The 24,994-nt window shown below is 31.2% G+C and carries 23 protein-coding genes; 3 read left to right on the plus strand and 20 right to left on the minus strand.

Annotated features, from left to right (window positions below):
* Nucleotides 1-354: 354 nt before the first annotated feature.
* The 4 genes from C4N20_RS03165 to C4N20_RS03180 all read right to left on the minus strand — a co-directional run bounded on the left by C4N20_RS03165 (nucleotide 355) and on the right by C4N20_RS03180 (nucleotide 5,877).
* On the minus strand, nucleotides 355-1,848 hold the full coding sequence (locus C4N20_RS03165; protein WP_005980942.1) for a glutathione ABC transporter substrate-binding protein: 1,494 nt from the start codon (nucleotides 1,846-1,848) through the stop codon (nucleotides 355-357).
* Nucleotides 1,849-2,071: 223 nt separating this feature from the next.
* Nucleotides 2,072-3,559 carry a glutathione ABC transporter substrate-binding protein gene (locus tag C4N20_RS03170; RefSeq protein WP_005980940.1) on the minus strand — a complete coding sequence of 496 codons (1,488 nt, stop codon included), beginning with the start codon at nucleotides 3,557-3,559 and terminating at the stop codon, nucleotides 2,072-2,074.
* Nucleotides 3,560-3,761: 202 nt separating this feature from the next.
* Nucleotides 3,762-4,796 carry a S66 family peptidase gene (locus C4N20_RS03175; RefSeq protein ID WP_005980937.1) on the minus strand — a complete coding sequence of 345 codons (1,035 nt, stop codon included), beginning with the start codon at nucleotides 4,794-4,796 and terminating at the stop codon, nucleotides 3,762-3,764.
* 37 nt (nucleotides 4,797-4,833) lie between these two features.
* Nucleotides 4,834-5,877 (minus strand): threonine aldolase family protein, encoded by a 1,044-nt coding sequence (locus C4N20_RS03180; protein WP_005980935.1) that lies wholly within the window; start codon nucleotides 5,875-5,877, stop codon nucleotides 4,834-4,836.
* 430 nt (nucleotides 5,878-6,307) lie between these two features.
* On the opposite strand from C4N20_RS03180, the gene C4N20_RS03185 reads away from it, so the two are divergent.
* Genes C4N20_RS03185 through C4N20_RS03195 form a run of 3 tightly spaced genes read left to right on the plus strand, consistent with a single transcriptional unit; the run spans nucleotide 6,308 to nucleotide 9,929 of the window.
* A complete protein-coding gene (locus tag C4N20_RS03185; RefSeq protein WP_005980933.1) occupies nucleotides 6,308-7,516 on the plus strand; it encodes a hypothetical protein in 1,209 nt (402 codons plus the stop codon).
* A 38-nt stretch (nucleotides 7,517-7,554) separates the two neighbouring features.
* Nucleotides 7,555-8,751 carry an amidohydrolase gene (locus C4N20_RS03190; protein WP_005980932.1) on the plus strand — a complete coding sequence of 399 codons (1,197 nt, stop codon included), beginning with the start codon at nucleotides 7,555-7,557 and terminating at the stop codon, nucleotides 8,749-8,751.
* Entirely contained in the window at nucleotides 8,751-9,929 is a 1,179-nt protein-coding gene (locus C4N20_RS03195) for an amidohydrolase (RefSeq protein WP_005980930.1), read from the plus strand. Before C4N20_RS03190 ends, C4N20_RS03195 begins: the two co-directional genes overlap by 1 nt.
* Before the next feature lie 49 nt (nucleotides 9,930-9,978).
* On the opposite strand, the gene C4N20_RS03200 is transcribed toward C4N20_RS03195, so the two are convergent.
* From C4N20_RS03200 to gltS, 16 genes are all read right to left on the minus strand, one after another.
* On the minus strand, nucleotides 9,979-10,833 hold the full coding sequence (locus tag C4N20_RS03200) for a class I SAM-dependent methyltransferase (protein WP_425268524.1): 855 nt from the start codon (nucleotides 10,831-10,833) through the stop codon (nucleotides 9,979-9,981).
* A gap of 30 nt (nucleotides 10,834-10,863) precedes the next feature.
* A complete protein-coding gene (locus tag C4N20_RS03205) occupies nucleotides 10,864-11,415 on the minus strand; it encodes a ferritin family protein (protein ID WP_005980926.1) in 552 nt (183 codons plus the stop codon).
* 122 nt (nucleotides 11,416-11,537) lie between these two features.
* On the minus strand, nucleotides 11,538-12,230 hold the full coding sequence (locus tag C4N20_RS03210) for an SDR family NAD(P)-dependent oxidoreductase (RefSeq protein ID WP_005980924.1): 693 nt from the start codon (nucleotides 12,228-12,230) through the stop codon (nucleotides 11,538-11,540).
* A gap of 13 nt (nucleotides 12,231-12,243) precedes the next feature.
* Entirely contained in the window at nucleotides 12,244-13,254 is a 1,011-nt protein-coding gene (locus C4N20_RS16655; protein WP_040490871.1) for an SPL family radical SAM protein, read from the minus strand.
* Nucleotides 13,220-14,053, minus strand: coding sequence for a 5'-methylthioadenosine/S-adenosylhomocysteine nucleosidase family protein (locus tag C4N20_RS16660; RefSeq protein ID WP_040490870.1), 834 nt, complete (start codon nucleotides 14,051-14,053; stop codon nucleotides 13,220-13,222). The genes C4N20_RS16655 and C4N20_RS16660 overlap by 35 nt, the downstream gene beginning before the upstream one ends.
* 37 nt (nucleotides 14,054-14,090) lie before the next feature.
* Nucleotides 14,091-14,585: a GNAT family N-acetyltransferase gene (locus tag C4N20_RS03225; protein WP_005980922.1), complete on the minus strand. Its 495-nt coding sequence runs from the start codon at nucleotides 14,583-14,585 to the stop codon at nucleotides 14,091-14,093.
* Nucleotides 14,582-15,046, minus strand: a complete 465-nt coding sequence (locus tag C4N20_RS03230) for a MarR family winged helix-turn-helix transcriptional regulator (RefSeq protein ID WP_005980920.1) — start codon at nucleotides 15,044-15,046, stop codon at nucleotides 14,582-14,584. The genes C4N20_RS03225 and C4N20_RS03230 overlap by 4 nt, the downstream gene beginning before the upstream one ends.
* 216 nt (nucleotides 15,047-15,262) lie before the next feature.
* Entirely contained in the window at nucleotides 15,263-16,720 is a 1,458-nt protein-coding gene (locus C4N20_RS03235; protein WP_005980918.1) for a TrkH family potassium uptake protein, read from the minus strand.
* Between the two features lie 269 nt (nucleotides 16,721-16,989).
* Nucleotides 16,990-17,790 (minus strand): nitroreductase family protein, encoded by an 801-nt coding sequence (locus C4N20_RS03240; protein WP_005980916.1) that lies wholly within the window; start codon nucleotides 17,788-17,790, stop codon nucleotides 16,990-16,992.
* Nucleotides 17,791-17,887: 97 nt separating this feature from the next.
* On the minus strand, nucleotides 17,888-18,532 hold the full coding sequence (locus C4N20_RS03245) for a GntR family transcriptional regulator (RefSeq protein ID WP_005980914.1): 645 nt from the start codon (nucleotides 18,530-18,532) through the stop codon (nucleotides 17,888-17,890).
* 181 nt (nucleotides 18,533-18,713) lie between these two features.
* On the minus strand, nucleotides 18,714-19,217 hold the full coding sequence (locus C4N20_RS03250) for a transcription repressor NadR (RefSeq protein ID WP_005980912.1): 504 nt from the start codon (nucleotides 19,215-19,217) through the stop codon (nucleotides 18,714-18,716).
* A gap of 24 nt (nucleotides 19,218-19,241) precedes the next feature.
* Entirely contained in the window at nucleotides 19,242-20,093 is an 852-nt protein-coding gene (gene nadC, locus C4N20_RS03255; RefSeq protein ID WP_005980910.1) for a carboxylating nicotinate-nucleotide diphosphorylase, read from the minus strand.
* Nucleotides 20,090-21,391, minus strand: coding sequence for an L-aspartate oxidase (locus tag C4N20_RS03260; protein WP_005980908.1), 1,302 nt, complete (start codon nucleotides 21,389-21,391; stop codon nucleotides 20,090-20,092). The genes nadC and C4N20_RS03260 overlap by 4 nt, the downstream gene beginning before the upstream one ends.
* 11 nt (nucleotides 21,392-21,402) lie before the next feature.
* Nucleotides 21,403-22,311, minus strand: coding sequence for a quinolinate synthase NadA (nadA, locus tag C4N20_RS03265; protein ID WP_005980906.1), 909 nt, complete (start codon nucleotides 22,309-22,311; stop codon nucleotides 21,403-21,405).
* Between the two features lie 390 nt (nucleotides 22,312-22,701).
* Nucleotides 22,702-23,676, minus strand: a complete 975-nt coding sequence (locus C4N20_RS03270; RefSeq protein ID WP_005980904.1) for an aminopeptidase — start codon at nucleotides 23,674-23,676, stop codon at nucleotides 22,702-22,704.
* Between the two features lie 43 nt (nucleotides 23,677-23,719).
* The gene (gene gltS, locus C4N20_RS03275) at nucleotides 23,720-24,913 is read right to left on the minus strand and encodes a sodium/glutamate symporter (RefSeq protein WP_005980902.1); all 1,194 of its coding nucleotides are present in this window, start codon (nucleotides 24,911-24,913) and stop codon (nucleotides 23,720-23,722) included.
* Between the last annotated feature and the right edge of the window lie 81 nt (nucleotides 24,914-24,994).

A 24,994-nucleotide genomic window follows, 5' to 3' on the forward strand; every position in this document is an offset into this window, starting at 1 on the left:
TATATAAAATCTTTCCCCAAGATGTTTTATATATAGATGGAAATAGCAGAACAAACTTCCCCAGTTTGCTCTGCTATTTTCATTTTCTCTATTTTTTCTATTTCTCAGATAAATTATATTTATTTTTTATTTCTTTTGATTTATAAAAAAACCTGTCTGTATTTTTAAATAGTTCTTCATAGATTTTTTAATATTTTTCACTAAAGGAAAAAATATTTTTTTCTTTGTAACATTCCTGACACAATTACTTGATATATTAAACATATAAAATCTTTCCCCAAGATGTTTTATATATAGATGAAAATAGCAGAGCAAACTTCCCCGTTTGTTCTGCTATTTTTATTTTACAATTAATTATTTGCTTACATATATTAAACGATGCTCACTTTCAGCATCCAGTATAAATCCTTTTATTGTTTTTTGTAATCCAACATTATCATATGGATATACAAGAACAAGCATAGGAACTTCTTCCTGAACTATATCTTGTGCTTCTTTATAATAGTTGATTCTATCTTCTGGAACTGTACTTTCTCTTCCCATATCCAGAAGCTGATCCATTCTTTGGTTAGTGAAATATGTTCTATTTCCTGAGCTTCCATGATTTTTAGAATGGAATAAAGCATATAGAGCTGAGTCAGCATCTGGACTTGAAGTCCATCCCAGCAAGAACATATCATGTTCCCCTCTTGCTAATCTGTCAAGATATGAACCCCACTCTAATATTTCTATTTGAAGATCTATTCCTACTTGTTTTAATTGATCTTGAAGTATAACAGCTATATCTCTTCTTACTGTATTGTCATTTAACCATATTTTTGTTTTAAATCCATTCGGATATCCAGCCTGTGCCAAAAGTTCCTTAGCCTTAGCCACATTAAAAGAATATTTTTTTGCATCTTTGCTATATCCAAATACGCTAGGAGATACTGGTGAGTTAGCCTCATTAGCTGCTCCTAAATATACTGCATCTATAATACTTTGTCTGTCTACAGCATATGCTATTGCCTGTCTTACAAGTTTATTATCAAAAGGAGCTTTTTTAGTATTAAATCCAAGATAATTAATATTCATTGCTGGTTCTTGAATAAGGTTTAATCCTGAATGTTCTTTCACCATTCTTAAATCCACCGGATCTATATCATAAGCTATATCTGCTTCTTTTGTCTCCAGAGATATTGTTCTATTTACCCCTTCTGGGATAACTCTAAATACTAATGTATCTATCGCTGGTTTTCCCTTGAAATAATTAGGGTTTGCTTTTAAAGTAACTCTGTCTCCTGATCTCCAAGAATCAAATACAAATGGCCCTGTTCCTACTGGATGTTGTCCATAATCATTTCCGGCTGCTTTTACTGCTTTTTCATTTAAAATAGCAGCACCTTTATGAGCTAAGTAATTTGTTAATGGCCCAAAAGGTTTTTTAGTTGTTATTTTAACTGTATTATCATCTACAGCTTCCACTTTATCTACATCATAAAAGAAACTCATCAGACTTGGAGATTCTTTAGCTCTTGTCAAACTAAATACAACGTCTGATGCCTTTAATGGATCTCCATTATGAAATTTAACATCTTTTCTCAAATGCAGTACTAGAGTCAATGGATCAATTTGCTCCCAACTTTCTGCCAATGCTGGAACCAGTTTCATACTTGGATCTCTTTCAATCAAAGTATCATAAATATTAAGATATACTCTGTGAGATGGAACATCATTTGATGCTGTTGGATCCATACTTTTAGCATCTGCATTTTGTGCCACTACAACAGTTGTCTCAGCATATATAGTGTTGAAACTAAATAAAGCAATCATCATAAACATTAAGATTGTAAATATTTTTTTCTTCATAAAACACTCTCCTCCTGATATTTTAATCTCTAACATTATAAGTATACCCCATTAATTCCTAAAATCAAGATTTTTTTTGAAATTTTATTTTTTTCTTTGTAACATTTTTGTCACAATTACTTGGTATATTAAACATATAAAATCTTTCCCCAAGATGTTTTAATATATAATATATAAAAATAGCAGGTAGCTTATACAGCCATCCTGCTATTTTTATATTCTCCTATTTACTTACTGGATAAAGATTATGTTGATTTTCAGGATCAAGTTCAAATCCTTTTATAGTTTTCTGCATTCCAACATTGTTATCTGGATAAACTAATGGAATTAATGGAACCTCATCCATAATTATATCTTGTGCTTCTTTATAACTTTCTATTCTGTCTGCTTCTACAGTAGTCTCTCTTCCTTTATCAAGAAGCTCGTCTACTCTTGCATTTGTATAATAAGTTCTGTTTCCAGCACTTCCATGATTTTTAGAATGAAAAACTGCGTATAGAGCTGAGTCAGCATCTGGACTTGGTGTCCATCCTAATAAAAACATATCATGTTCTTTTCTTATTAATCTGTCTAAGTAAGAACCCCATTCCAAAATTTCTATTGTAGCATCTATTCCTATTTGTTTTAATTGGTCTTGTAAAATAACTGCGGTATCTCTTCTGATTCCATTATCATTAGTCCATATTTTTGCTTTAAATCCATTTGGATATCCAGCCTGTGCCAAAAGTTCTTTAGCTTTAGCTACATTATAATCATATCCTTTAGTATCTTTATTGTATCCGAATACTTCAGGTGATACTGGAGAATTTGCTTTAGAAGCTGCTCCTAAATATACTGCTGCAATCATGCTGTCCATATCTATTGCATAAGCTATTGCCTGTCTTACCTCTTTTTTGTTAAAAGGAGCTTTTTCAGTATTAAATCCTAAATAGTTCATTGTTAAAGCTGATTTTTGAAGAAGAGTAAGATTTGAATGGTGTTTTACCATATCATGATCAATAGGATCTATATCATAAGCAATATCTGCTTCTTTTGTTTCCAGAGCTATTGTTCTATTTACTCCTTCAGGTATAACTCTGAATACTAATGTATCTATTGCAGGCTTTCCTTTGTAATAATCTGGATTTGCTTTTAAAACTATTCTGTCTGCTGATACCCAAGAATCAAACATGAATGGTCCTGTTCCAATTGGATGCTGTCCATAGTTGTCTCCAGCAGCTTTTACTGCTTTTTCACTCATTATTCCTGCACCTTTATGAGCAAGATAATTTACAAGCGGTCCAAAAGGTTTTTTTGTTGTTATTCTTACTGTTTCATCATCAATAGCTTCTATTTTATCTATATCAGAATAAAAACTCATCATGCTTGGAGCATCTTTAGCTTTTTGAAGACTGAATACAACATCTCCAACAGTCATTGGATCTCCATTGTGGAATTTTATATTCTTTCTTATTTTTACATCTAAAGTTAAAGGATCTACCTGTGTCCAGCTCTCTGCCAACCCTGGAACAAGTTTTCCATGATCTCTGTCTACCAGATTATCATATATTTGAAGAGTTACTCTGTGAGAAGGTACATCATTAGATGCTGTAGGATCTAATGTTTTTGCATCTGCATTTTGAGCAACTGTCACAGTTGTTTCAGCATAAATATTTACTGATAATAAAGCCATTACTAATAAAAGAAAAATCATTGATAACTTCTTTTTCATATTTTTTTAACCCCCTGTTTAGTTATGAGCATATTATACTACAAAACTTTCTAAAATTAAAGATTAATTACGAAAATAATACATTTTCATTTAATCGTAAAATGAAAAATATTTTTCGATTTAGTTCCCAAAAATAAAAGACAGCTCAAAATCATATTAAGATTTTAAAAGCTGTCTATAATTTTTATATTCTAAGGCTTCATTAAATTGTTGGGCTTTCTAAAAAAGTTATTGTTTTTCTTTCACAATTTAATTCTGTTGTAATTCCATATGGAATTATTCCAATTGGCTTAGCATGTCCAAAATTTACATTGTAAAAAATTGGGAGATTAAATAATTTTTCCTCATTTACTATAACATGTTTAATTACTTTTTTATATTCTTCATAGAATACTTCACCTTGTGGTTTTCCTACAATAATACCTTTTAGCTCTTTCAATATTCCTTGTGCAGCAAGATTTCTAAAAGTCCATTTGATAAATTCTGGTGATGGTTTATCTTCACTTGTTTCAATAAATAATACTGCGTTTTTCCACTCTTCTAAAGATGGCCAGATTTTTGTAGAATTAGCCATCATAAATACATCAATACATCCACCTAAAAGATGGCCTTTTACAATTCCAGAGCCGTTTATAATTTCATAACCATGCTTATCTTTTTTCATTATATGCGGCGTATCTATATTTTTCTCTTCCCACAAGATATAATCATCTGTCCATTCAGGACTTGGAAGAAGAGAATATTGATTCCATTCACTAAATAATATGTCCTTAACAGCCTTCTCAGTGTAATCAAATATTTTTACATATTCTCCAAACTCACACATTACAGATGGCCCATAAAATGATACAAGCCCTGCCTTATACATCATAAAATGGTTTATTGTGGTGTCAGAATATCCCATAAATATTTTAGGATTATTTTTTATTACTTCTAAATCAATATATGGAAGCGTACGTACTGTATCATCTCCTCCAATAGCACAAAATACAGCTGAAATTGATTTTTCTAGAAATGCACACATCAAATCCTCAGCTCTCAATTCAGGATGGGTTGCTATAAATTCACTTCCTTTTAAAGTATGTGGCATACAAATAACTTCTAGTCCAAAATTCTTTTCTAATCTATTTTTGGCAATATGAAATTTGTGAATGAAATTATCATCCCCTAAGCCACCCCATGAAAGACTGACAATAGCAACTTTATCTCCTTTTTTTAATCGCCTTGGCTTTATCATTTTAGTGTCCTTTCTTTAAAATAAGATAATCAATATATTATTTATATTTCTTACATAATTCTTCAAAATCTTTTAGAAATTCATCCACATGTTCTTTCTTAGTTGCCCAAGATGTTACAAAACGTATAGCAGAATGTTTTTCATCTACTTTTTCCCAGAATTCATATCTGTATTTTTTTCCTATTTCCTCTATCATTTCTACTGGGAATATTGGAAACTGTTGATTTGTATATGAATCTGTTTTTAATTCAAACCCTTTATCTAAAAATGCTTTTTTTAATGTCATAGCCATTTCATTAGAGTGTTTTCCTACTTGATAGTAGTTATCTCCTTTGAATAATTCAGCAAACTGTACTCCTAAAAGTCTTCCTTTTGCTAAAGTAGCCCCTTTTTGTTTTGTGATACGTATAAACTGACTTTTTCTCAATTCTTTATTCACTATAACCAAAGCTTCTCCAAATAAAAGTCCACATTTTGTTCCTCCAATATAGAAAACATCTGAATATTTTGGATAGTCTTCAAGCTGAAGATCATTTTTTTCAGAAGCCAGAGCTGAAGCTAATCTCGCTCCATCAATGTATAAATAAAGATCCCTAGATTTGCAGTATTCATAAAGATCAATAAGTTCCTGTTTACTGTAAAGAGTTCCTATTTCTGTAGGATTTGATATGTACACCATTTTAGGTTGAACCATATGAGTATCTTCATGAAGATCCACTGATTTTCTTACAATCTCCACATTTAATTTTCCGTCTCCAGAAGTTTTTAATTCAATTACTTTATGACCAGTAGCTTCTATTGCTCCACCTTCATGCACACTTATATGTCCTGTATCAGCAGCTATTACCGCCTCATGAGGACGTAAAGAATGAGCTATTGTAAGCAGATTTGTTTGAGTCCCTCCTACTAAAAGACGTACATAACAATCGTCACATTTGATGCTTTTCTTTATTGCTTCTACAGCCTGAGCTGTATACTCATCTTCACCATATCCAACTGTCTGTTCCATATTTGTTTTTAATAAAGCTTCCATTATATATGGCAATGCCCCTTCACTGTAGTCATTCTTAAAACTTATCATTTTATTCCTCCTTATGCAGCCTTTTTATTTTCATAAAAATTCATACCCTACTAAGAAAATTATAGTAAGTTTATTTCCATTTGTAAAGATTTCTTTTCTATATATTTGTTTGTATATTTTGAAATATTTTCTATTATTTTCCATATTAATTAAATTTTTCTAAATTATTTTCAGACATATTTTTCGAAATAATTTATTTTTCTTCACCTCTATCTTATCCTTAAATTCTTTTATTAACAAAAGTATTTTTTAATCATCACTTTCACTAATGCTAATTATTTAAACAATTGTCTTGAATTTTTAGTCAAAATATGGTATTTTTCTTTATAATAAGTAAAGTTTTCTTTGTTCTTTATTTTTTCCTAAAAAACTAAAAACAACAGGAAATTTTTCAAAATCTTTTAATTAAGATTATAAAGGGGGAATTTGTATGGCAATGAACAGTTTACAAGCTTTTATTGTACTGGCTATAGTATATTATGCTGGTGAATTTATTGGAACAAGAACGAAAGCGTGGATACCATCAGTTTTCGTCACTGCATGTTTATTTTTATTTGGATATTGGACATTTTTTCCAAAAAATATAGTTGATATCGCTGGTTTAGGGGCTCCACTTGGAGGATTATTAGCAATCATGCTTTGTATCACTCATATGGGTACTATTATCAGTATTGAGCAGTTGAAATCTCAATGGAAGATTATCTGCGTCACACTTGCTGGACTTTTAGGAATGGTAGTTTTCTGTTGGTTCATCTGCATACCTCTAGTAGGTCGTGCTTTTGTTATTGCTGGTCTTCCATCTCTTACTGGTGGAATCGTGGCTGCTACAATGATGAATCAGGCTGCTGCTGCTAAAGGGTTAAATGTCGCTGCTGTTCTTGCTATTGCAATGTATGCTATTCAAGGATTTGTTGGATATCCATTGACAGCTATTGTATTGAAAAAAGAAGGAAAAATGCTTCTTGAAAGATATCACAAAGGTGAAAGAGGAGTTCTTGGAAACGAAGGTGTAGATGCTGGTACAGGAAATATGGCTGTAAAAGAAGAGACTAAGAAAACACTTATTCCTCCTATGCCTGAAAAATATTCAACTACTGCATTTATCTTATTAAAACTTATGCTTGTTTCTTACCTTTCTACACTTATTTCTGGATGGACTGGTGGAAAGCTTAATGCAGCAGTTATTACTCTTGTTCTAGGTATAGTTTTCACTGAACTTGGATTCTTAGATAAAAACTCGCTTCAAAAATCTGGTTCTTATGGATTCTTGATGTATGTTCTTATGATATTCGTTTTCTCTGGTCTTAAAGATGCTACTCCTGAAATGCTTCTAGAGTGTATTGGACCAATGTTTGTAATAATTGTTGTTGGAGTTATTGGAATGGGTATTCTTTCAATAGCAGTTGGAAAATTCCTTAATGTAAGCTGGAGAATGGCTCTTGCTACTTCACTTACAGCTCTTTATGGATTCCCACCTAACTATATTCTTACTGAAGAAGCTGCAAAAGCTTTGGCACAAACACCAGAAGAAAAACAATTCCTTATGGATAACACTCTTCCTCAAATGATCGTTGGAGGATTTGTAACAGTAACTATTACTTCTGTTATTATAGCTGGAATATTTGTAAACTTAATTTAAACAATTCACATCAATTTTAATAAAAAGGAGATTTTTTCATGGATATAAAAAAACTTGCTGAAAAATATGATGATTATATCATTGAACAAAGAAGATATTTTCATCAACGCCCAGAACTTTCTTTTGAAGAAAAAGAAACTACTCAAGCCTTGAAAAAACAGCTTGAAGATATGGGAATAGAAGTTACTACTTTTGATGATTACTACGGTCTTGTAGGTATGATCCGTGGTGGAAAAAAATCAGGAAAGACTGTAATGCTCAGAGCTGATATAGATGCTCTTCCTATTGAAGAACATGCTGATGTTCCTTTTGCTTCTACAAATGGTAAAATGCACGCCTGCGGACATGACTGCCATATGGCTATGCTGTTAGGAGCTGTTAAAATATTAAATGAAATAAAAGATGAACTTGATGGAGATGTAAAAATATTATTCCAATCAGCAGAAGAATCTTGCTATGGAGCTAAATACTATGTAGAAAAAGGAATTCTTGATGATGTAGATGCTGTATTTGGTATGCACATCTGGGGAACTTTAGATGCTCCATATTTCAATCTGGAAGCTGGTGGAAGAATGGCTTCTTGTGATAACTTTAAAATAACTGTAAAAGGTACAAGTGCTCATGGCTCTGCTCCTCATCTAGGACATGATGCTATTGTAGCTGCTGCTTCAATGATTATGAATCTTCAAACTTTTGTAAGCAGAATGAATGATCCTCTAAATACTCTGGTACTTTCTATTGGTACTTTTAAAGGTGGTCAAAGATTCAATATAATTCCTAACTATGTAGAAATGGAAGGAACTATACGTACTTATTCAAGAGAATTAAGAAAGAAAATGGAAGCAAATATAAAAGCAATTATTGAAAATGTAGCCAATATTTTTGGCTGCCAAGTAGAATTGGAATATGATGCCTTCCCTAACCCTGTTATCAATGAGCACAAAGATTTAAACAGACTTGCTCATGATGCTGCTGTAAAATTATATGGTGAAGAATCTCTTACTACTATGTCTAAACTTACAGGATCAGAAGACTTTGCATATTTTATGGATAAAGTCCCTGGATTTTTTGGATTCTTAGGATGTGCAAATGAAGAGATAGGAGCTTGTTACTCTAACCACAATGACAAATTTAAAGTGGATGAGACTGTACTGCACAGAGGTTCTGCCCTATATGCTCAATTTGCAGTTGATTTCCTTGCTGAAAAATCTAAAAATGAGGGAGGGAATAAATAATGTTAATCAAAGAACTTTCTGAAAAATATAATGACTATATTATAGATCGTAGAAGATATTACCATCAATATCCTGAACTTACTCTTCAAGAAATTGAAACTACAAAGTCTATAATCAAGGACTTAAAAGAAATAGGAATAGAAGATATTAAAACATTTAAAGATTTTCATGGATGTGTAGGAATATTGAAAGGTGGAAAGCCAGGTAAAACTGTTCTTTTACGTGCAGATATTGATGCTCTTCCTGTACTTGAAAAAACTGAGCTTCCTTTTGCTTCAAAAATTGAAGGAAAAATGCATGCTTGTGGTCATGATAATCACATAGCTATGCTGTTGGGAGCTGCTAAAATATTATTTGATATGAAAGATGAAGTAGCTGGAACTGTTAAATTCTTATTCCAGCCAGCAGAAGAACTTGCTGTAGGAGCAAAGGCTGTAGTTGAACAAGGTGTCATGGACGATGTTGATGCCTGCTATGGTATTCATATCTGGTCTATGGTAGATTCTCCAAAAATCAATATGGAAATTGGAGAGAGAATGGCTTCTTGTGACAATTTCAAAGTTACTATTAAAGGATTTGGATCTCACGGATCTGCTCCACATTTAGGACATGACGCTATTGTTGCTGCCAGTGCTGTTATAATGGGACTTCAAACTATTGTCAGCCGTATCAATAATCCATTGAACGCTGCTGTTGTTACTATTGGAGTAGTTGATGCTGGACAAAGATTTAATATAATTGCTGACAAAGCTGTATTAGAAGGAACTGTACGTACTTTCAATAAGAAATTCAGAATGGAAATTGAAGGACTTATCAGACAGATATCTGAAGATATAGCTGCTGGATATCAATGTACTGCTGAAACTGAGTACTCATATCTGACTGGTGCTGTTATCAATGAGGATCAGCATCTAGTTGATTTAGCTCAAAATGCAGTTAAAAAACTATATGGTGAAGATGGATTAGCTGAACTTGAAAAAATGACAGGTTCTGAAGATTTCGCCTACCTTATGGAAAAAGCTCCGGGAGTATATGGTTTCATTGGTGCTAGAAGTGCTGCTATCCCTGGTTCTGAAAAAAGTAACCATCACGAATGTTTCACAGTTGATGAAGCTGCTTTACAAAGAGGAGCAGCTGTTGCTGCACAATTTGCCTTTGACTTCTTAGGTGGAAAATAATAGAGAATAATTTAATAGGGCAGCTGAAATTTTCAGCTGCCTTGTTTTTTTACTTTTTCTTTGCTGATACTAAAAGCATCATAGGACGACGAAGTTCATCTTTCATTTCAGGAATTATTTTCAGCATCTCTTCTGATGGCTGTGCTTCTACAATCCCTGTTATTTCAAATCCTGTTTTTAAAAGTGTATTGAGATAAGTAGTCAATGTCTTATGATATTTTACTACCTTTTCTCCTAAAAAAATCGACTCTCTTTTTCCCTCTAAATAATAGCTGTCTACAGGCCAATGAAGTATATTCCCACTTTCATCACAATACCAGTCTTCCCTACCTTGAGCAGTAAAAACTGGATGTTCAGCAGAAAATATAAATTCCCCACCCTTTACTAGACAGTTATTTACTTTTTTACATATATTTTCAAAAGATTCTACATAATGAAAAGCTAAAGAACTTATCACGACATCAAAAGAATCAGCTTCAAAATTAATATCCTCTATTGGCATTTGTATGTATTCTACATTAGAAAATTTAGTTTTCTTTTTTGCTTCTTCCAACATTTTTGAAGAGATATCTATTCCAACAGCTGAATCTGCCCCCTGCTCCATAGCATATATACAATGCCAGCCAAATCCACATCCTAAATCAAGTACTTTTTTCCCTTTAAAATCAGGAAGCATTTTTTTCAATTCATGCCATTCTCCTGCTCCTGCCAATCCCTTTTTTGATCTATCCATCTGACTGTATTTTTCAAAAAATATTTCATCATCATATTTATTTTCTTTCATTTTTCCTCCAACCATATACTTTTTTCTATTATACTTTACTTCTTCACTGGTTACAAGATAAAAGACTTTTCCATCATAATTTTTATACAGCAATACAAAAAGAGGATGATTATAAATCATCCTCCAAATTTAACCTACTAAAGTTAAAAATTATTTACCAAAGTATCTGTTTAATAACCCAACAAATGCTTTTCCATGTCTAGCTTCATCTTTAGCCATTTCATGAACTGTATCGTGGATAGCATCAAATCCTAACATTTTAGCTCTTTTAGCAAGATCGAATTTTCCTGATGTAGCTCCATATTCAGCTTCAACTCTCTTAGTTAAGTTTTCTTCTGAAGATGCACTTACACATTCTCCTAATAACTCAGCGAATTTAGCAGCATGCTCAGCTTCTTCGAAAGCTATTCTTTTGTAAGCTTCAGCAATTTCTGGATATCCTTCTCTGTCAGCAGCTCTAGACATAGCTAAGTACATTCCAACCTCTGTACATTCTCCTTCAAAGTTAGCTCTTAGACCCATTATGATTTCTTCATCTCCACAAGCTAATCCTTCTCCGATTATATGCTCAGTAGCCCAAACTTTTTCAGTTCCCTCTACTACTAATTCCCATTTGTCTTTTCCTGCTTTACATACTGGACATTTGTCAATACTCTCATCAGTTATAATTTCTCCACATACTTTACATCTGTATTTTGCCATTTTTCATTTCCTCCCTTGATATTACATTATTTAATTTCTACATTTCATTTCTTTTTTGTAACCATTACATTTTTATTACACTATTAATATACTATACTTTACATTTTATGTCAATAGCTTTTTTATTTTTTTTTATTAATTAAATGCCTTTGCGGCTGAAGAGTTATATCTGTCACTACAGTTCCCTCTCTTTGAGATAAAACCATCTCTACAGCTCCTGCTACACATTCAGGAGTAATATAGCTATTTTCATCATCTCCCTGACAAAAATCTAAGTGATTATAGAATGAAGTTTTTGTAATATCTGGATGAATGGTTATAACTTTTACTCCAGTTTTTCTCACTTCATCAAAAAGCCCTTTTGAAAAATGAGATAATCCCGCTTTTGTTGCTGAATAAGCACACCCATAAGTACTTGATTTTTTAGCTGTAATAGATGATATATTTATGATAGTTCCTCTTTTCTTCTTCAATTCCCTCAAAAAAAGCTGTGTAAGAACAAGAGGAGCTTCAAGATTAAGAGTTATCATATTATGTATTTTATTTACATTTATCTCTTCATGAGGACCAAAATACCCAACCCCTGCACAGTTTATAAGGAGTTCTATCTCCCCTTCTTTTTTTATCTCTTTTACAGTTTTTTCTATATCAAAAACTCTTGTGAGATCACACACTATTTTTTTAAATTTCTCATTTGATACTGCCTTGTCAAAATTTCTTCCTATTCCATAGACAGTATACCCCATTTCTATTAATTTTTCTGTTACTGCTAATCCTATTCCTGATGTAGCTCCTGTTACAACAGCATTTTTCATATTCATTCTCCTATCAGATAAATATTTTTCCGTCTTCTATATATTTTCCTGTTTCTTCTTTCATAAAATCTATCATTTTCTTTATATGTTGAGGATAATAGCTATATATCCCCTCTTCACAGAAAAATGGATAAGATAATATTTCAGAATTTTCTCTATATTTTCTCATTCTTTTAAGATATTCCTTAGATATCCTGAATGTTCCTATGCTTACATCTAAAATATTTTCAGAAACAAGTTCATTAAAAGTTCTTTTTACAAGTTCACCATACTCTTTTTCAAAATTTTCTATATATATTACAGGATCAAAACATATTCTTACTTTCCAACCTTTTTCCAGCATTTCCTTTGCGGCTTTCAATCTCTGCTCTAAAGAAACTGCTCCTTTTTCATGTTCTACAGCAAAATTTTCTGGAGAAAGTGTCCAAGCAAGTATAAAATTATCCAGCGGTTTTAGATTTTTTAATGCCTTTATACTGCTGCTTTTGGTTCTCAGCTCTATTTTCAAATTGCGGTTTTTACTCACAAAATCATACCATTGCTCTACTAAGCCTGTAATCCCTTCCAGTGCTAATAGATCTGTGTCATATGAAATGCATATATACATGGACTTTTCTTGAAGAATTTTTTCTATTTCATGAAAACAGTCCTCTATATTTACAAAAATTACTATATTAGCTGAGGTATACACTCCCTGTAAATAACAATACTCACAATTATAAATGCAATTTATTACAGAAGATGTATAATAGAAATTATCATTCCCAAAACTCTCACAAACCTTTGCTCCCTCATAGAGATAATTTTCTTTTTTTACTGCGAGTATAAGTTTAGGCGATTTTTTTTGCATAATAAAATTTTGATTTCCTTTAGAAAAAATTTCTTTGTATGTATCTAATTCTATAATTTTAGAATTAGGAAATTTTTCCAATATTTTTTTAGTGAGAGGATATCCAAAAGCTTCTTTTTCAACATATATATGTGAAAAACTAGAGTTTAATAATTTCTTTTCTAATTCTTTCAAAGTTTATCTTCCCCTCTCTTTTATCTTTTATTTCAATATTGTAATATTTTAAAATTATATCTTCAATACTTTTATTTTTAAGTTTATGATATTTCATAAACTCTATAAATTCATAGTGCATACTTTCAGTGAGCCTTAAATTTTTTTCTACCTTATTTATAGCCTCTTTCTCTTTTAATGTAAAAATTTCTTTATCATTGATATTAATATTTTTTCTCTCATCCAGCCATTCTTTTATTTTAAAGATTGCATTTTCTACAAGCTGGCTGACCTTATTTGGTGTAATCCCTCTGCTGTCAAGATGATCAGATACAATCTTTATTATATTTATCTGATGTTGGGAAAAGAAAAGAGAAGCAGCTTCATATATCCCTGCTCCCTCCATGTCTACCAGTTCTCCTTTTATTTCTGAATCCATACTCTTATCTACTGTGTGAAAGAAACTTTCCAAAGTTCCTTCTTTAAATTTATGTTTAAATAACATATCTGGATAAAAACTTTTTCCATTTCCATTATTAGTAATCTTACTGCACAGAACTATATCTCCTACCTGAAATATATCCCTCACAGCTCCACACACGCCTAAATTAACAAAAATATCCTGTTCCCCTATATTTAGTCTACTCAATACATAGGTTGTTCCTATAGCCCCCTGCATCATTCCTGTTCCAGTTATTATTAATGTAATTTCTTCATTTTTAAATATCTGGTATTTTTTTATCTTATTATCTCTTTTTAGTTTAAAATATGTTATCAATGGTCTGGCTTCTGCTGTTAAAGCTGCCGCTATATATATCATATTCTTTACCTCATTCCTGATTTACTGCCACACACTTTTAAAGTTTTTTATCATAACAATAAAATTCTTTTTCCTTTCCTAAGAAATTCATATTTCCTCTATGAATATACCCAAGCTTCAATAAAAGAGCATTCATTTTTTTATTTATTGAGTATGTATCAGTTTTTATATAGTTTACTCCATTTTCTTTAGCTATTTTTTCTGCAAATTCAATAAGTTTTGTAGCTGTTCCTTGGTTTCTATATTTAGGATTTATTGACATTCTATGAAGTATCAGACACTTTTCATCTAATGCCCATTGAATGTCTTTGTACTCATCAGGCTCTACAAAATTAGCACATATAAATCCATACAGTTCTCCATTTTCCTCATTTACATAAAGAGAAACACTTTCTATATCTCCTGTAAAGTCTTGTTTCTGAGGATAATTTTCATCCCATTGTGTATTTCCATATGTTTTCATTTCAGCTATTGTAGCTTTTATTATCTCCATTATTCTATCTAAATCTTTTGCTTCTGCTTTTCTTATCATTCTTTTCCTCCTTTTACTTTCAGCCAGTCTTTAGCTGCGTTTTCACTCATTTTTTCCAATAAATTCTCCACAATTTCTCTTTCTTTTTTAGTCAGTCCTTCCATACATATATCTATATTCCTATTTTCTTCAGTGATTATTAGTTCATATACTTCTAAGGCTTTCTTAGTTGGATAAAGTTTATACTCCCTCTTATCCTTTTCATCCTGCTCTTTGCTTATATACCCAGCTTCTATTAATTTTTTTACTGCTTTAGTTGTAGTACTTTTATCCACAGTAAGAATTTTAGATAGATCTATAAAATTTATTCCTTGATTTTCACATATTCTTGTAAGAAATATAAACTGGCCTTTTTGTAGAGACAATTCTCTATATTTCATGTCACTTGTGGAATGTATGGCTCTTGAAAGAGTTCCTATTTTTCTCAGTATATGGCTGTTTAATTTTTTTATCTCTTTCACCTCCTTATATTAGTTGAACTTTCAATTATATATTATCTCAATTTAGTTGAACTGTCAACTAAAATTTTGCTCTTTATTTTTGAATAAATATAATTTTCCGGCATAGAGAAACCATTGGAAATAATAAAAAATATTTACTGGCTGAACTGATAAGAAATTATTTATGTATAGAAAAAAGAGTGAAGCATAATTTGATTTTTTTTGCCAAATTATAATTTAAAAATAATTTCTATTTTTATATATTTTAGGGGAAAAAAGTATTAAGACAGGAAATATTTCTAATCTTCCTAATAACATACTAATTGATAATACTATTTTACTTATATTTGAGAGAGAAGAGTAATCAAATGTATCTCCAAGTGTTCCTACTCCTGTTCCTATATTATTAAATGTTGCTGAAACAACACTAAAGGCTGATGTAAAATCAGAAAATTCCATTGATATGAGCAACATAATTCCTAAAAATATAAATATGTATATAACAAGATATGTTGATATCTTAGAAAACATCTCCTCTGGTATCTTTTTTCCATCCATTTTAACTGCAATAACTCTATTGGGAGTTCCTACTTTTTTAACTTCTCCCATTACCTTTTTAAATACAATAACAATTCTTGAAACTTTTATTCCTCCAGTTGTAGAACCAGCACATCCTCCAACAAAAGTTAATATCATAAGAACAGTCTTTGAAAACATAGGCCATGTATTAAAATCTACTGTAGAATATCCTGTTGTTGTAATAATTGAAGAAACTGTAAAAAATACATCTCTCACCATATAAATATTATTTTGATAGAACGGATAAATATTTATACAGATAATTATAATCGACATAAAGATAATTAATAAATAGGCTCTTAACTCCTCATTCCTGTAAACTTGTTTATAATTTTTTAAAATCAAAGCATAAAAAAGATTAAAATTTACAGCACAGAGCAGCATTCCAGTTCCCAGAATAAAATGTATATAAGTACTATTATAAAAACCTACACTACTATTTTTTATATTTGCTCCTCCTGTACTCACTGTACCAAAAGCATGTATAACAGAGTCAAAAAGAGGCATACCTCCCACTCTCAACAAGATAATCATTATAATAGTTATACAAATGTACATTATATATAATATCTTAGAGTTATGAGAAATTTTAGCTACCATCTTTCCAACAGATGGCCCTGGCACTTCAGCTTTCATTATGTAAAGAGATTGATTGCTGCTCTTTGGCAGTATAGCTAGAGCCAGTACCAGTATTCCCATTCCACCTATAAAATGAGAAAATCCAACCCAAAACAGAAGTGATTTCTCTATTATTTCTATATCAGCTATAACACTAGCTCCTGTTGTTGTAAATCCTGCTACTGTTTCAAAAAAAGCATCTATAAAAGAAGGAATCCGTTCACTGAAAACAAAAGGAAGAGATCCAAAAAAAGACAGAGCTATCCATGAAACAGAAACTATAACCATTCCTTCTTGAGTATATATTCTTTGATCTTCTGGTATTTTTCTTGATAAAAGAAAACTTGAAACAATGAGAAGTATGATCGTCAACAAGTATGCTCCATTTAATTTAAATCCTTCTTTATAAAAGAAACTAAGAGCAAGTGGAACAAGCATAAATCCCGCTTCTAATTTAAGAATATATCCTATTACATATTTTACCATTTTGCTATTCATTCTATCCCTCGATGTACATTAATTTTTGTAGTTTATTAATATATCATAATATAAATAAAGGATAAGTCAACAATATAATACTTTTGTATTTCCCACTATATTCTTTTATTTTAAAAAAAATTAAATATTTTTGATAATTACTCAATCTTTGAGGAAGCAATCATGTTTTAAAGGTTTTATTAAAATATTCTATTTATTTTTATGTTTCCAATAAAAAAGTGACACATAAGAAAGAATCTCTTCCAACTTCTGAGTCACTATCTTTTATTTTATTTCCATGAAATTTCTGCTTGTTTTCTAGGTACAGTTCTTCTGAATTTTATATCAGGATATCCCATGAGCATACATGAAATTACCTCTTTTTTATCTATTCCAAGAATTTTTTTAGCTTCCTTACTATTTTTTATAGCTCTCTCAATAAATCCTGTAAATAAAACTCCCAAGCCCTCTGCATTTGCCATAAGTTCAATATTAGATGATGCCAGCCCTCCATTTAATGGAGAAAGAGCTGTAACCACCAAGAGTACTGGTGCCTTAAAGAATAATGTATCTTTCTCTGGATCTTTTTTATAATCTTCATACATCTTTATCCATCTAGGTGCATATGCTCCAATAACACCCTTTTCATTTAAATTTTCCAATGCAAATTCATATAGACTTTCCCATATAACTGGTTTTATTTTCTCTAATGTTTCTTGAATCACTATATAAGATACATCCTGCATATTTGATCCAGTAGCTGTATAACGTCCTGCTTCAATAACTTTTTCCAGCTTCTCTTTTTCTACTGGTTTATTTTTATAGTGACGCACACTTCTTCTGAATTTTATAAAATTCAAAAGTCTCTCAGGAGAAATATTAAATTCCTCTTTGTTATATTCTTCTATTCCTTCCTTTGGATAATTAGTAATAGAAACTGCATTTACTGGACATACTGCTATACAGTGCCCACACTGCATACATCTCCCTTTGATTTCTGCTTTTCCATTTTCTAAAAAGAGATTTTCTGGAAAACAGTCTTCAACACAGGCTCTACAACCTATACACTTTTCCTTGTCAATACTTACCATACCATTCTCCTTATGATAATTTAATTTCTACTATCCTAATTATATACTTTTATAAAAAAAATTTCTATTTTTTATAAAAAAACTTTTTTTTAGATTGCTAGTTGTGGTTTTTTATAAATTCATATCCATTTCTAATATGTTTTGACATAAGTTCAGATACTTTCTTTTCATCTTTTTTCTTTAAATATTTAAGTATATCCAAATGCTCAGCTACTATTTCCTTTCTTCTCACTGAATATCTCCCTGAAATATCTCTATCATAAAGAATAACTACCATAAGCTCATTAAGAAGCTTGCTTAATCTCTCATTTCTTGCTATTCTCAACAGTTCATTATGAAATTCTGTATTTAATTCTATTAGAATTTCTGGTGTTTCTGCATCATTGCATCTCTCCAGTATTCCTTCCAGTATTTCTATATCTTCTTCAGTTATATTTCTAACTGCCAGTTTACCTACCATACCTTCCAAAGCTTCTCTGCATTCATATATTTCCAGCAGATCTTTTTGTTCTATCCCTTTTACAATTACACCTTTCCATGAAGCTACTTCTATAAGCCCATCTGAAGCAAGCCTTCTAAAAGCTTCTCTTACTGGAGTAGGGCTTACATCAAACATTTTAGCTATAGAAGTCTCAGTTATTTTTGTTCCTCTCTCTAATTCTCCATCCATTATAAGCTCTTTTAATCTATCATAGACTTTCTCACTTAAAGTTCTTTTATCATCTAATTTGATAACCTTCATAATTCCCCCTAATAAAACTTTATCTTACAAAGATATTCTACTATATAAAATTAATAAATACAATTTTAAAATAGAATATATTCTACAGAATAAAATTATATTTTAAAATAAAAAAAGATATCCTGCTGTTAGAATATCCTTTTCTCCTAATTCTTTATTTTATTATTCATTCAGTTTTTATTTATCTCAAATAACCCTTTGCTTTTAATTCTTTCTCTATCAGTTCTAAAACCTCTTCACTGTCTGAATAGACTGTATGAAAATGTTTATCATATGTTAAATTTTTTAGTGGAGTTGATTCTCCATTTTCAATAGCTTTTATAAGCTCCTGAACTTTTCTTCTGGAATTAATTCCTAATTCAGCTTTTAAATTCCCATAAATTTCATGCTGAACAAAAACATCATCTACTATTCCACCTAAATCAACAATAGTATTAAGTTCATCTTCTATTTGATTATCAGAATGACATACAGGAAATACCTTACTGAAAAATTTAGTTGCTTTATAAATATATCCTCTTGTTGTTGAAAAAATATCATAATTTTCTGCACGAAGAAGAGCTATATCCTGAACTATTACCTGACGACTCACATCAAATTTTTTAGCTAGTTCAGTTCCGGATATAGGTTCTTTCATTGATTTTATTAAATTTAAAATTTCATAACGTCTTTCTTTTCCAATCATAATATTTCCTCTTTTCACTAATTTTTATAGGACACAAAGATTTTTCAAGGATACATCAAGTATTGGGGCAGAATGAGTAAGAGCTCCACTGGAAATATAGTCAACTCCTGTTTCTATAACAGTTTTTATATTTTCTTTGGTGATATTTCCAGAGCATTCTGTTTCAGCTTTTCTAGCAGCCATAGCCACAGCTTTTTTCATCATTTCAGGAGTCATATTATCAAGCATAATTATATCTGCTCCTGCATCCAAAGCTTCCTTCATCATTTCCAGATTTTCAACCTCTACCTCTATTTTTCTCACAAAAGAAGTATATTCCTTTGCCATTTTTATAGCTTCTGCTACTCCTCCAGCTGCATTTATATGATTATCCTTTAATAGTATTCCATCTGAAAGATTATAACGATGATTATATCCCCCACCCATTTTTACTGCATATTTTTCAAAGATACGCATATTGGGAGTAGTTTTTCTTGTATCCAGAAGTTTTACTGAACTTCCTTCCAGTAATTTTACCACATTATTTGTATAAGTTGCAATACCACTCATACGTTGAAGAAAATTAAGTGCTGTTCTTTCCCCAGAAAGAAGTACTCTTACATCCCCTTCAATTTCTGCAATAATATCTTTATTTTTTACACTGTCTCCATCTTTAAAATACATTTTAACAGAAATATTTTCATCTAAAAGTTCAAAAGTACGTTTGAATATATGAAGTCCAGCAACAATACCATCCTGTTTACATATAAGCTGGACTCTTCCATTTTTCTTTTCTCTCATAACAGAATTGGTAGTTATATCCTCACTTGATATATCTTCTCTAAGAGCCATCAAAATTAACTCATCAACATTTAATTTTGTTGTTATCATATTCATAGATTTTTCTCCTTTTGAATTTTATCTTTTTCTATCTCTTCAAAAATTATCTCTTTATATTCCCTGATTAACTTATCTGTATCTTTATATTTTTTCTCATTAAACTCAAATTTCTCTAATACTGATTCATTTTTCTGAGAGCACACATCTTCTGCTGCTCTTTTTCCAAAGACAAGAGTCTCAAGAAGTGAATTACTTGCAAGACGATTAGCTCCATGTACTCCATTACAGCTTGTTTCTCCTACTGCATACAGATTTTTCATAGATGTCCTGCTGTTTAGATCTACTTCTATTCCTCCCATGAAATAATGCTGGGCAGGGACTACAGGAATACATTCCTTTTCTACATCATAACCTTCTTCCAGACATTTTTTTACAATATTTGGAAATCTCTTTTTAATATCTATTCCTTTTTTTATAACAGGTCTCATATCAAGCCAGACATGATTAGTTCCATCTTTTTCCATTTGTTCCAGTATTTTCTTTGTAAGCTTGTCTCTTGGTATAAGTTCATCAGCAAAACGATTATATTCTTTGTCATATAGAAAAGCCCCTTCTCCTCTTACTGATTCTGAAATCAAAAATTTTCTCTCATGTTTTTTAGAATAAAGAGTTGTTGGATGGATTTGTATATAACTTATATCTTTTAATTTTATATCATTTTTTATTGCTATTCCTAAAGCATCTCCAGTTAAATGAGGAAAATTTGTAGAGTTTTCATATATTCCCCCTAAACCTCCTGTTGCAAGAACTGTATATTTTGAATAAACAGGGAATATTTTTCCCTGTTCATTCTTCAAAACAACTCCCCCGCATATATTATTTTCAGAAATGATATCAACCATCATGATTTTTGTTAAAATTGTAATATTTTTTCTTTCCCTTACTTTTTTCAGTAACTTTTCTGTTATCTCTTTTCCTGTTACATCTTTATGATAGAGTATGCGAGGCTTAGAATGAGCCCCTTCACGAGTATATAAAAGTTCTCCATCTTTATTTGTAAAATCAACCCCAAAGTCTATTAATTCATTTATAATATTTCTAGATGAATTTATCATTAATTTTACAGCATCTTCACTGTTTTTATAGTGTCCTGCTTCCAATGTATCTTCCAGAAAACTTTCAAAATCATCTTTATCTTTTAAAACACATATTCCCCCTTGTGCCAGAAAAGAATCGCTCTCTTCAAGTTCTGATTTTGTAACCATTAAAATATTTTTATCTTCAGGAAAATGAAGAGCTGTAAAACATCCTCCTGCTCCTGTTCCAACAATAACAACATCATAATTATTTTTCATTTCCTGCCTCTCTATTTTGCCAATTCAAGCATTTTTTCTAAACTTTTATTTGCACTTTCTATAAATTTTGAATCAAGATGTACTTGAGGTTCGTTAGTTTCCAATACTTTTATTATTTTATCCAAATCTATTTTTTTCATATTTGAACATATCATTTCTTTTGCTGGTGAATAGAATTTTTTATTAGGGTTATTTTTTTTAAGTTCATACATTATCCCAACTTCTGTACATATTATAAATTCTTCTTTCTGACTCTTCTCAGCATACTTCAATATTCCAGATGTACTTCCTACATAATCTCCCATATCAGCAATTTCTTTTCTGCATTCTGGATGGACTAAAATCTCTGTATTAGGATGTTTTTCCTTTATTTTTTCTACATCTTCCTTTGTTACAGCAGCATGTACATAACAGCATCCATTATTAAAAATAAAATTCTTTTCTGGAATTTGTGAAGCTACATATCTTCCCAAATGTTCGTCTGGTATAAAATAAATATTTTTATTTGGAAGTTTTTTTACTATTTTAAGGGCATTGGCTGAAGTTACACATATATCTGAAGCTGCTTTTAATTCAGCAGTAGAATTTACATAACATACAACAGCTACATCTTCATATTTTTCTCTAACTTCTTTTACTTTATCTATATCTGCCATATGTGCCATGGGGCAGTCTGCATTCTCATCAGGTACAAGGACTGTCTTTTCAGGATTTAAAATTTTTACACTTTCTCCCATGAAAAAAACTCCACACATTACAATTACTTTTTCATCTAATCTTTGGGCTATTTCACTTAAATAATATGAATCCCCTACATAATCTGCAATCTCCTGTACTTCATCATTTACATAATAGTGAGCAAGTATTGCTGCTCCTTTCTCTTTTTTTAATTCAAGAATTTTCTTGATTTTATCTTTCATTTCTCCTCCTGCATTTACATAAACTTTTACAACTGTCTTGTCATTAAAAACAAGTATAACATAAGTAAATATATCTTTCAAGAAATTTTAAAAAAAGAATGTTCAAAAAAAATTAAGACAGCCAGCTTTTTAGTGAAGTAATTTTACTACATCCTTTTTTCTAAATACTGTGAAGTTTTGTCAGCCAAATTAGAACTCTTATTATCTCTCCTCAATATCCCAGTAAATAAGCTTCTAAATAAAGTAATGAAAAGTTTTCTCAAATATAAAAGTGGGAAGTTTTGTCAAAAAAATAGACCCAAAAGATAGATTGATTTTTAGTTAAAAATACTAAATACCATTTCTACTTTTGAGTCTATTTTTGTTTGAGGTTCATATATAGGATGTCGGTTAAATCATTAATTCTCCATCTTTTAGTATAACTACACCATCAGCAGTAAGAGTTGGTTTTGTCATTATAAGATCATAGTGGCAAGCTGCTTTTATTACTCCTCCTAGAGTTATACTTGTTCCTACACCTATATGAAGTGATCCAAATACTCCTTCATCTTCCAGCATACTTCCTGTAAATTTACATTCTGGGTTTAGCCCTACTCCAACCTCAGCTATATTATATACTTCTGGATCTTTTTTATCTATCCAGTCAGCTGCAAGTTTTTTAGCTTCTTCCCCACCAGAAATAGATTCAGGAATTATATATCCGTCTTTTACATCAACTTTTACAGGAGTTTTCAATAATCCTATTCCGATATATGGTATACTGGCATCTGCAACTATTACCCCGTTTGCAGTCCCCTCCACTGGCGATACATTTGCTTCTACAGTAGGGATAGGTCCGAATTTACCTGGTTCTACCAGTCCAGTCATGGCATTTCCTCTTCTTCCTTTTCCAGAAAGTTTAAGGTTAGTTCCCATAGGAGTTGTTATTGTTATAACTTCTGCTCCTGCCATTGCTGCTGCTACTTTTTTGCAATTTTCTGCTGCTTCATAAAAGTTTGCATTTACTCCACCAGTTATCATTTGGTCTTCATTGAACTGTGTAAGCATTACTCCTCTTGAACCAGCTGCACAGGCATCTTTTACAGCATGAGTATGAGTTATTGATGTAAATACTGCTCCTATAAAGGCATCTGACTCTTTCATAGCTGCTGCTATTGTTTTAGGCGGTTCCTGTCCATCTCTTTCTCTAGGTGTCATTATATGTATAGTTGGTTCTGCTCCTGTTGCTATTACTGCTGCTGCAAGAGCTTCTGCTATTCTCATTTGTTTAGGTTCTGTAACTATAACTACATTTTCTCCAGCTTTTACCCCTAAATTTATTTCTACTATTGATCTTGCTCCCTTAGCCATTAGTATTTTTTTCATGTTTACCTCCTAATATTTTATATGTTTCTATGTTATATTTATATTATTTGTATATATTTATGAAAGCTACTATTATTGCTGAGTTGAAAAAGTTTATAAACAAACTTCCTACTAATGGAAGTATAAAGAATGCTGTAGGTGCTGGTCCATATTTTTCTTCAACAGACTGCATATTTGCCATAGCTGTTGGTACTGCTCCAAGTCCAAATCCACAATGTCCTACTGCCATCATTGCAGCTTCATAATTTTTTCCCATCACTTTATATGTTAAGAATACTGCACACAGTCCCATCAATATAGTTTGAGCTATCAGTAGTATTATCATTGGAATTGCAAGATCTGTAAGCTGCCATAATTTTAAACTCATCATAGAGAATGCTAAGAATAGTATCAACGAAATATCTCCTATTATTCTTATTTCAGTTTCTTTTATTTTCAGCCAAGTTGAGTAGTCTGCAATATTTCTTACTATTGCTGCTGCTATCATTGCTCCAACTGATGCTGGGAATGTAAGCCCTGTTTTCTTCAAAAGCATTGATATTATACTTCCAAGAGCCATAGATACTAATAATTGATAAACAGCTGAATATATTCTTTTTTCATCAAGTTTTTCATTTCCCTTTTCAACTTTTTCTATTCCTTCTACTTTTTCTGTTTCCTTACCTGTTATAAGTTTATATTTTTCAATCAGAAACTTACCTGTAGGTCCACCTATTAAACTTCCTGCTACCAGCCCAAATGTAGCTGCTGCTAGAGTTATAGTCAAAGCATTTTGAAGTCCTGCCTCTTCCAATACTGGAGCAAATGCTGCTGATGTTCCATGTCCTCCTGTCATTGGTATAGATGCTGTTGCCAGCCCTACTAAAGGACTTAATCCTAATAGTTTTGCAAGGTATACTCCTAAGAAGTTCTGTAGAATAACTACTATTATAGAAACTATAAGGAATTTTATAACTTTAGGTCCACCTTTTTTCAATAATTTATAGCTTGCAGTAAATCCTATACTTGAATAAAACGCAAGCATAAATACATCACTGAGGGCAAAATTGAGCTTGAATGTAAATAATTGTGTACTGTAACCAATTGATACCAAAATTGTAAAAATAAGTCCTCCAATTACTGGTATAGGTATACAAAACTTTCTAAGTATTTCTACTCTTTTCTTAACAAAATCTCCCACTAATAAAACAATAACAGCCAACGCAGTTGTAAGAAACAAGTTTAAATCGATTACCATAATTTCCTCCTTTATTCTCAGTGAGTTATCTATAGAACTGCCTCTGGCTTATTATAATGTCATAGTCATTTCCCTTTTTCT

Origin of the sequence: Fusobacterium ulcerans (assembly GCF_003019675.1) — a bacterium.
GTDB classification, from domain to species: domain Bacteria; phylum Fusobacteriota; class Fusobacteriia; order Fusobacteriales; family Fusobacteriaceae; genus Fusobacterium_A; species Fusobacterium_A ulcerans.

What these genes read in the sequence shown, in the direction of transcription:
- C4N20_RS03165 (WP_005980942.1), bottom strand. Translation starts at nt 1,848, where the DNA reads ATGAAGAAAAAAATATTTACAATCTTAATGTTTATGATGATTGCTTTA.
- C4N20_RS03170 (WP_005980940.1), bottom strand. Translation starts at nt 3,559, where the DNA reads ATGAAAAAGAAGTTATCAATGATTTTTCTTTTATTAGTAATGGCTTTA.
- C4N20_RS03175 (WP_005980937.1), bottom strand. Translation starts at nt 4,796, where the DNA reads ATGATAAAGCCAAGGCGATTAAAAAAAGGAGATAAAGTTGCTATTGTC.
- C4N20_RS03180 (WP_005980935.1), bottom strand. Translation starts at nt 5,877, where the DNA reads ATGATAAGTTTTAAGAATGACTACAGTGAAGGGGCATTGCCATATATA.
- C4N20_RS03185 (WP_005980933.1), top strand. Translation starts at nt 6,308, where the DNA reads ATGGCAATGAACAGTTTACAAGCTTTTATTGTACTGGCTATAGTATAT.
- C4N20_RS03190 (WP_005980932.1), top strand. Translation starts at nt 7,555, where the DNA reads ATGGATATAAAAAAACTTGCTGAAAAATATGATGATTATATCATTGAA.
- C4N20_RS03195 (WP_005980930.1), top strand. Translation starts at nt 8,751, where the DNA reads ATGTTAATCAAAGAACTTTCTGAAAAATATAATGACTATATTATAGAT.
- C4N20_RS03200 (WP_425268524.1), bottom strand. Translation starts at nt 10,833, where the DNA reads ATGATTTATAATCATCCTCTTTTTGTATTGCTGTATAAAAATTATGAT.
- C4N20_RS03205 (WP_005980926.1), bottom strand. Translation starts at nt 11,415, where the DNA reads ATGGCAAAATACAGATGTAAAGTATGTGGAGAAATTATAACTGATGAG.
- C4N20_RS03210 (WP_005980924.1), bottom strand. Translation starts at nt 12,230, where the DNA reads ATGAAAAATGCTGTTGTAACAGGAGCTACATCAGGAATAGGATTAGCA.
- C4N20_RS16660 (WP_040490870.1), bottom strand. Translation starts at nt 14,053, where the DNA reads ATGATATATATAGCGGCAGCTTTAACAGCAGAAGCCAGACCATTGATA.
- C4N20_RS03225 (WP_005980922.1), bottom strand. Translation starts at nt 14,585, where the DNA reads ATGATAAGAAAAGCAGAAGCAAAAGATTTAGATAGAATAATGGAGATA.
- C4N20_RS03235 (WP_005980918.1), bottom strand. Translation starts at nt 16,720, where the DNA reads ATGAATAGCAAAATGGTAAAATATGTAATAGGATATATTCTTAAATTA.
- C4N20_RS03240 (WP_005980916.1), bottom strand. Translation starts at nt 17,790, where the DNA reads ATGGTAAGTATTGACAAGGAAAAGTGTATAGGTTGTAGAGCCTGTGTT.
- C4N20_RS03245 (WP_005980914.1), bottom strand. Translation starts at nt 18,532, where the DNA reads ATGAAGGTTATCAAATTAGATGATAAAAGAACTTTAAGTGAGAAAGTC.
- C4N20_RS03250 (WP_005980912.1), bottom strand. Translation starts at nt 19,217, where the DNA reads ATGATTGGAAAAGAAAGACGTTATGAAATTTTAAATTTAATAAAATCA.
- nadC (WP_005980910.1), bottom strand. Translation starts at nt 20,093, where the DNA reads ATGAATATGATAACAACAAAATTAAATGTTGATGAGTTAATTTTGATG.
- C4N20_RS03260 (WP_005980908.1), bottom strand. Translation starts at nt 21,391, where the DNA reads ATGAAAAATAATTATGATGTTGTTATTGTTGGAACAGGAGCAGGAGGA.
- nadA (WP_005980906.1), bottom strand. Translation starts at nt 22,311, where the DNA reads ATGAAAGATAAAATCAAGAAAATTCTTGAATTAAAAAAAGAGAAAGGA.
- C4N20_RS03270 (WP_005980904.1), bottom strand. Translation starts at nt 23,676, where the DNA reads ATGAAAAAAATACTAATGGCTAAGGGAGCAAGATCAATAGTAGAAATA.
- gltS (WP_005980902.1), bottom strand. Translation starts at nt 24,913, where the DNA reads ATGGTAATCGATTTAAACTTGTTTCTTACAACTGCGTTGGCTGTTATT.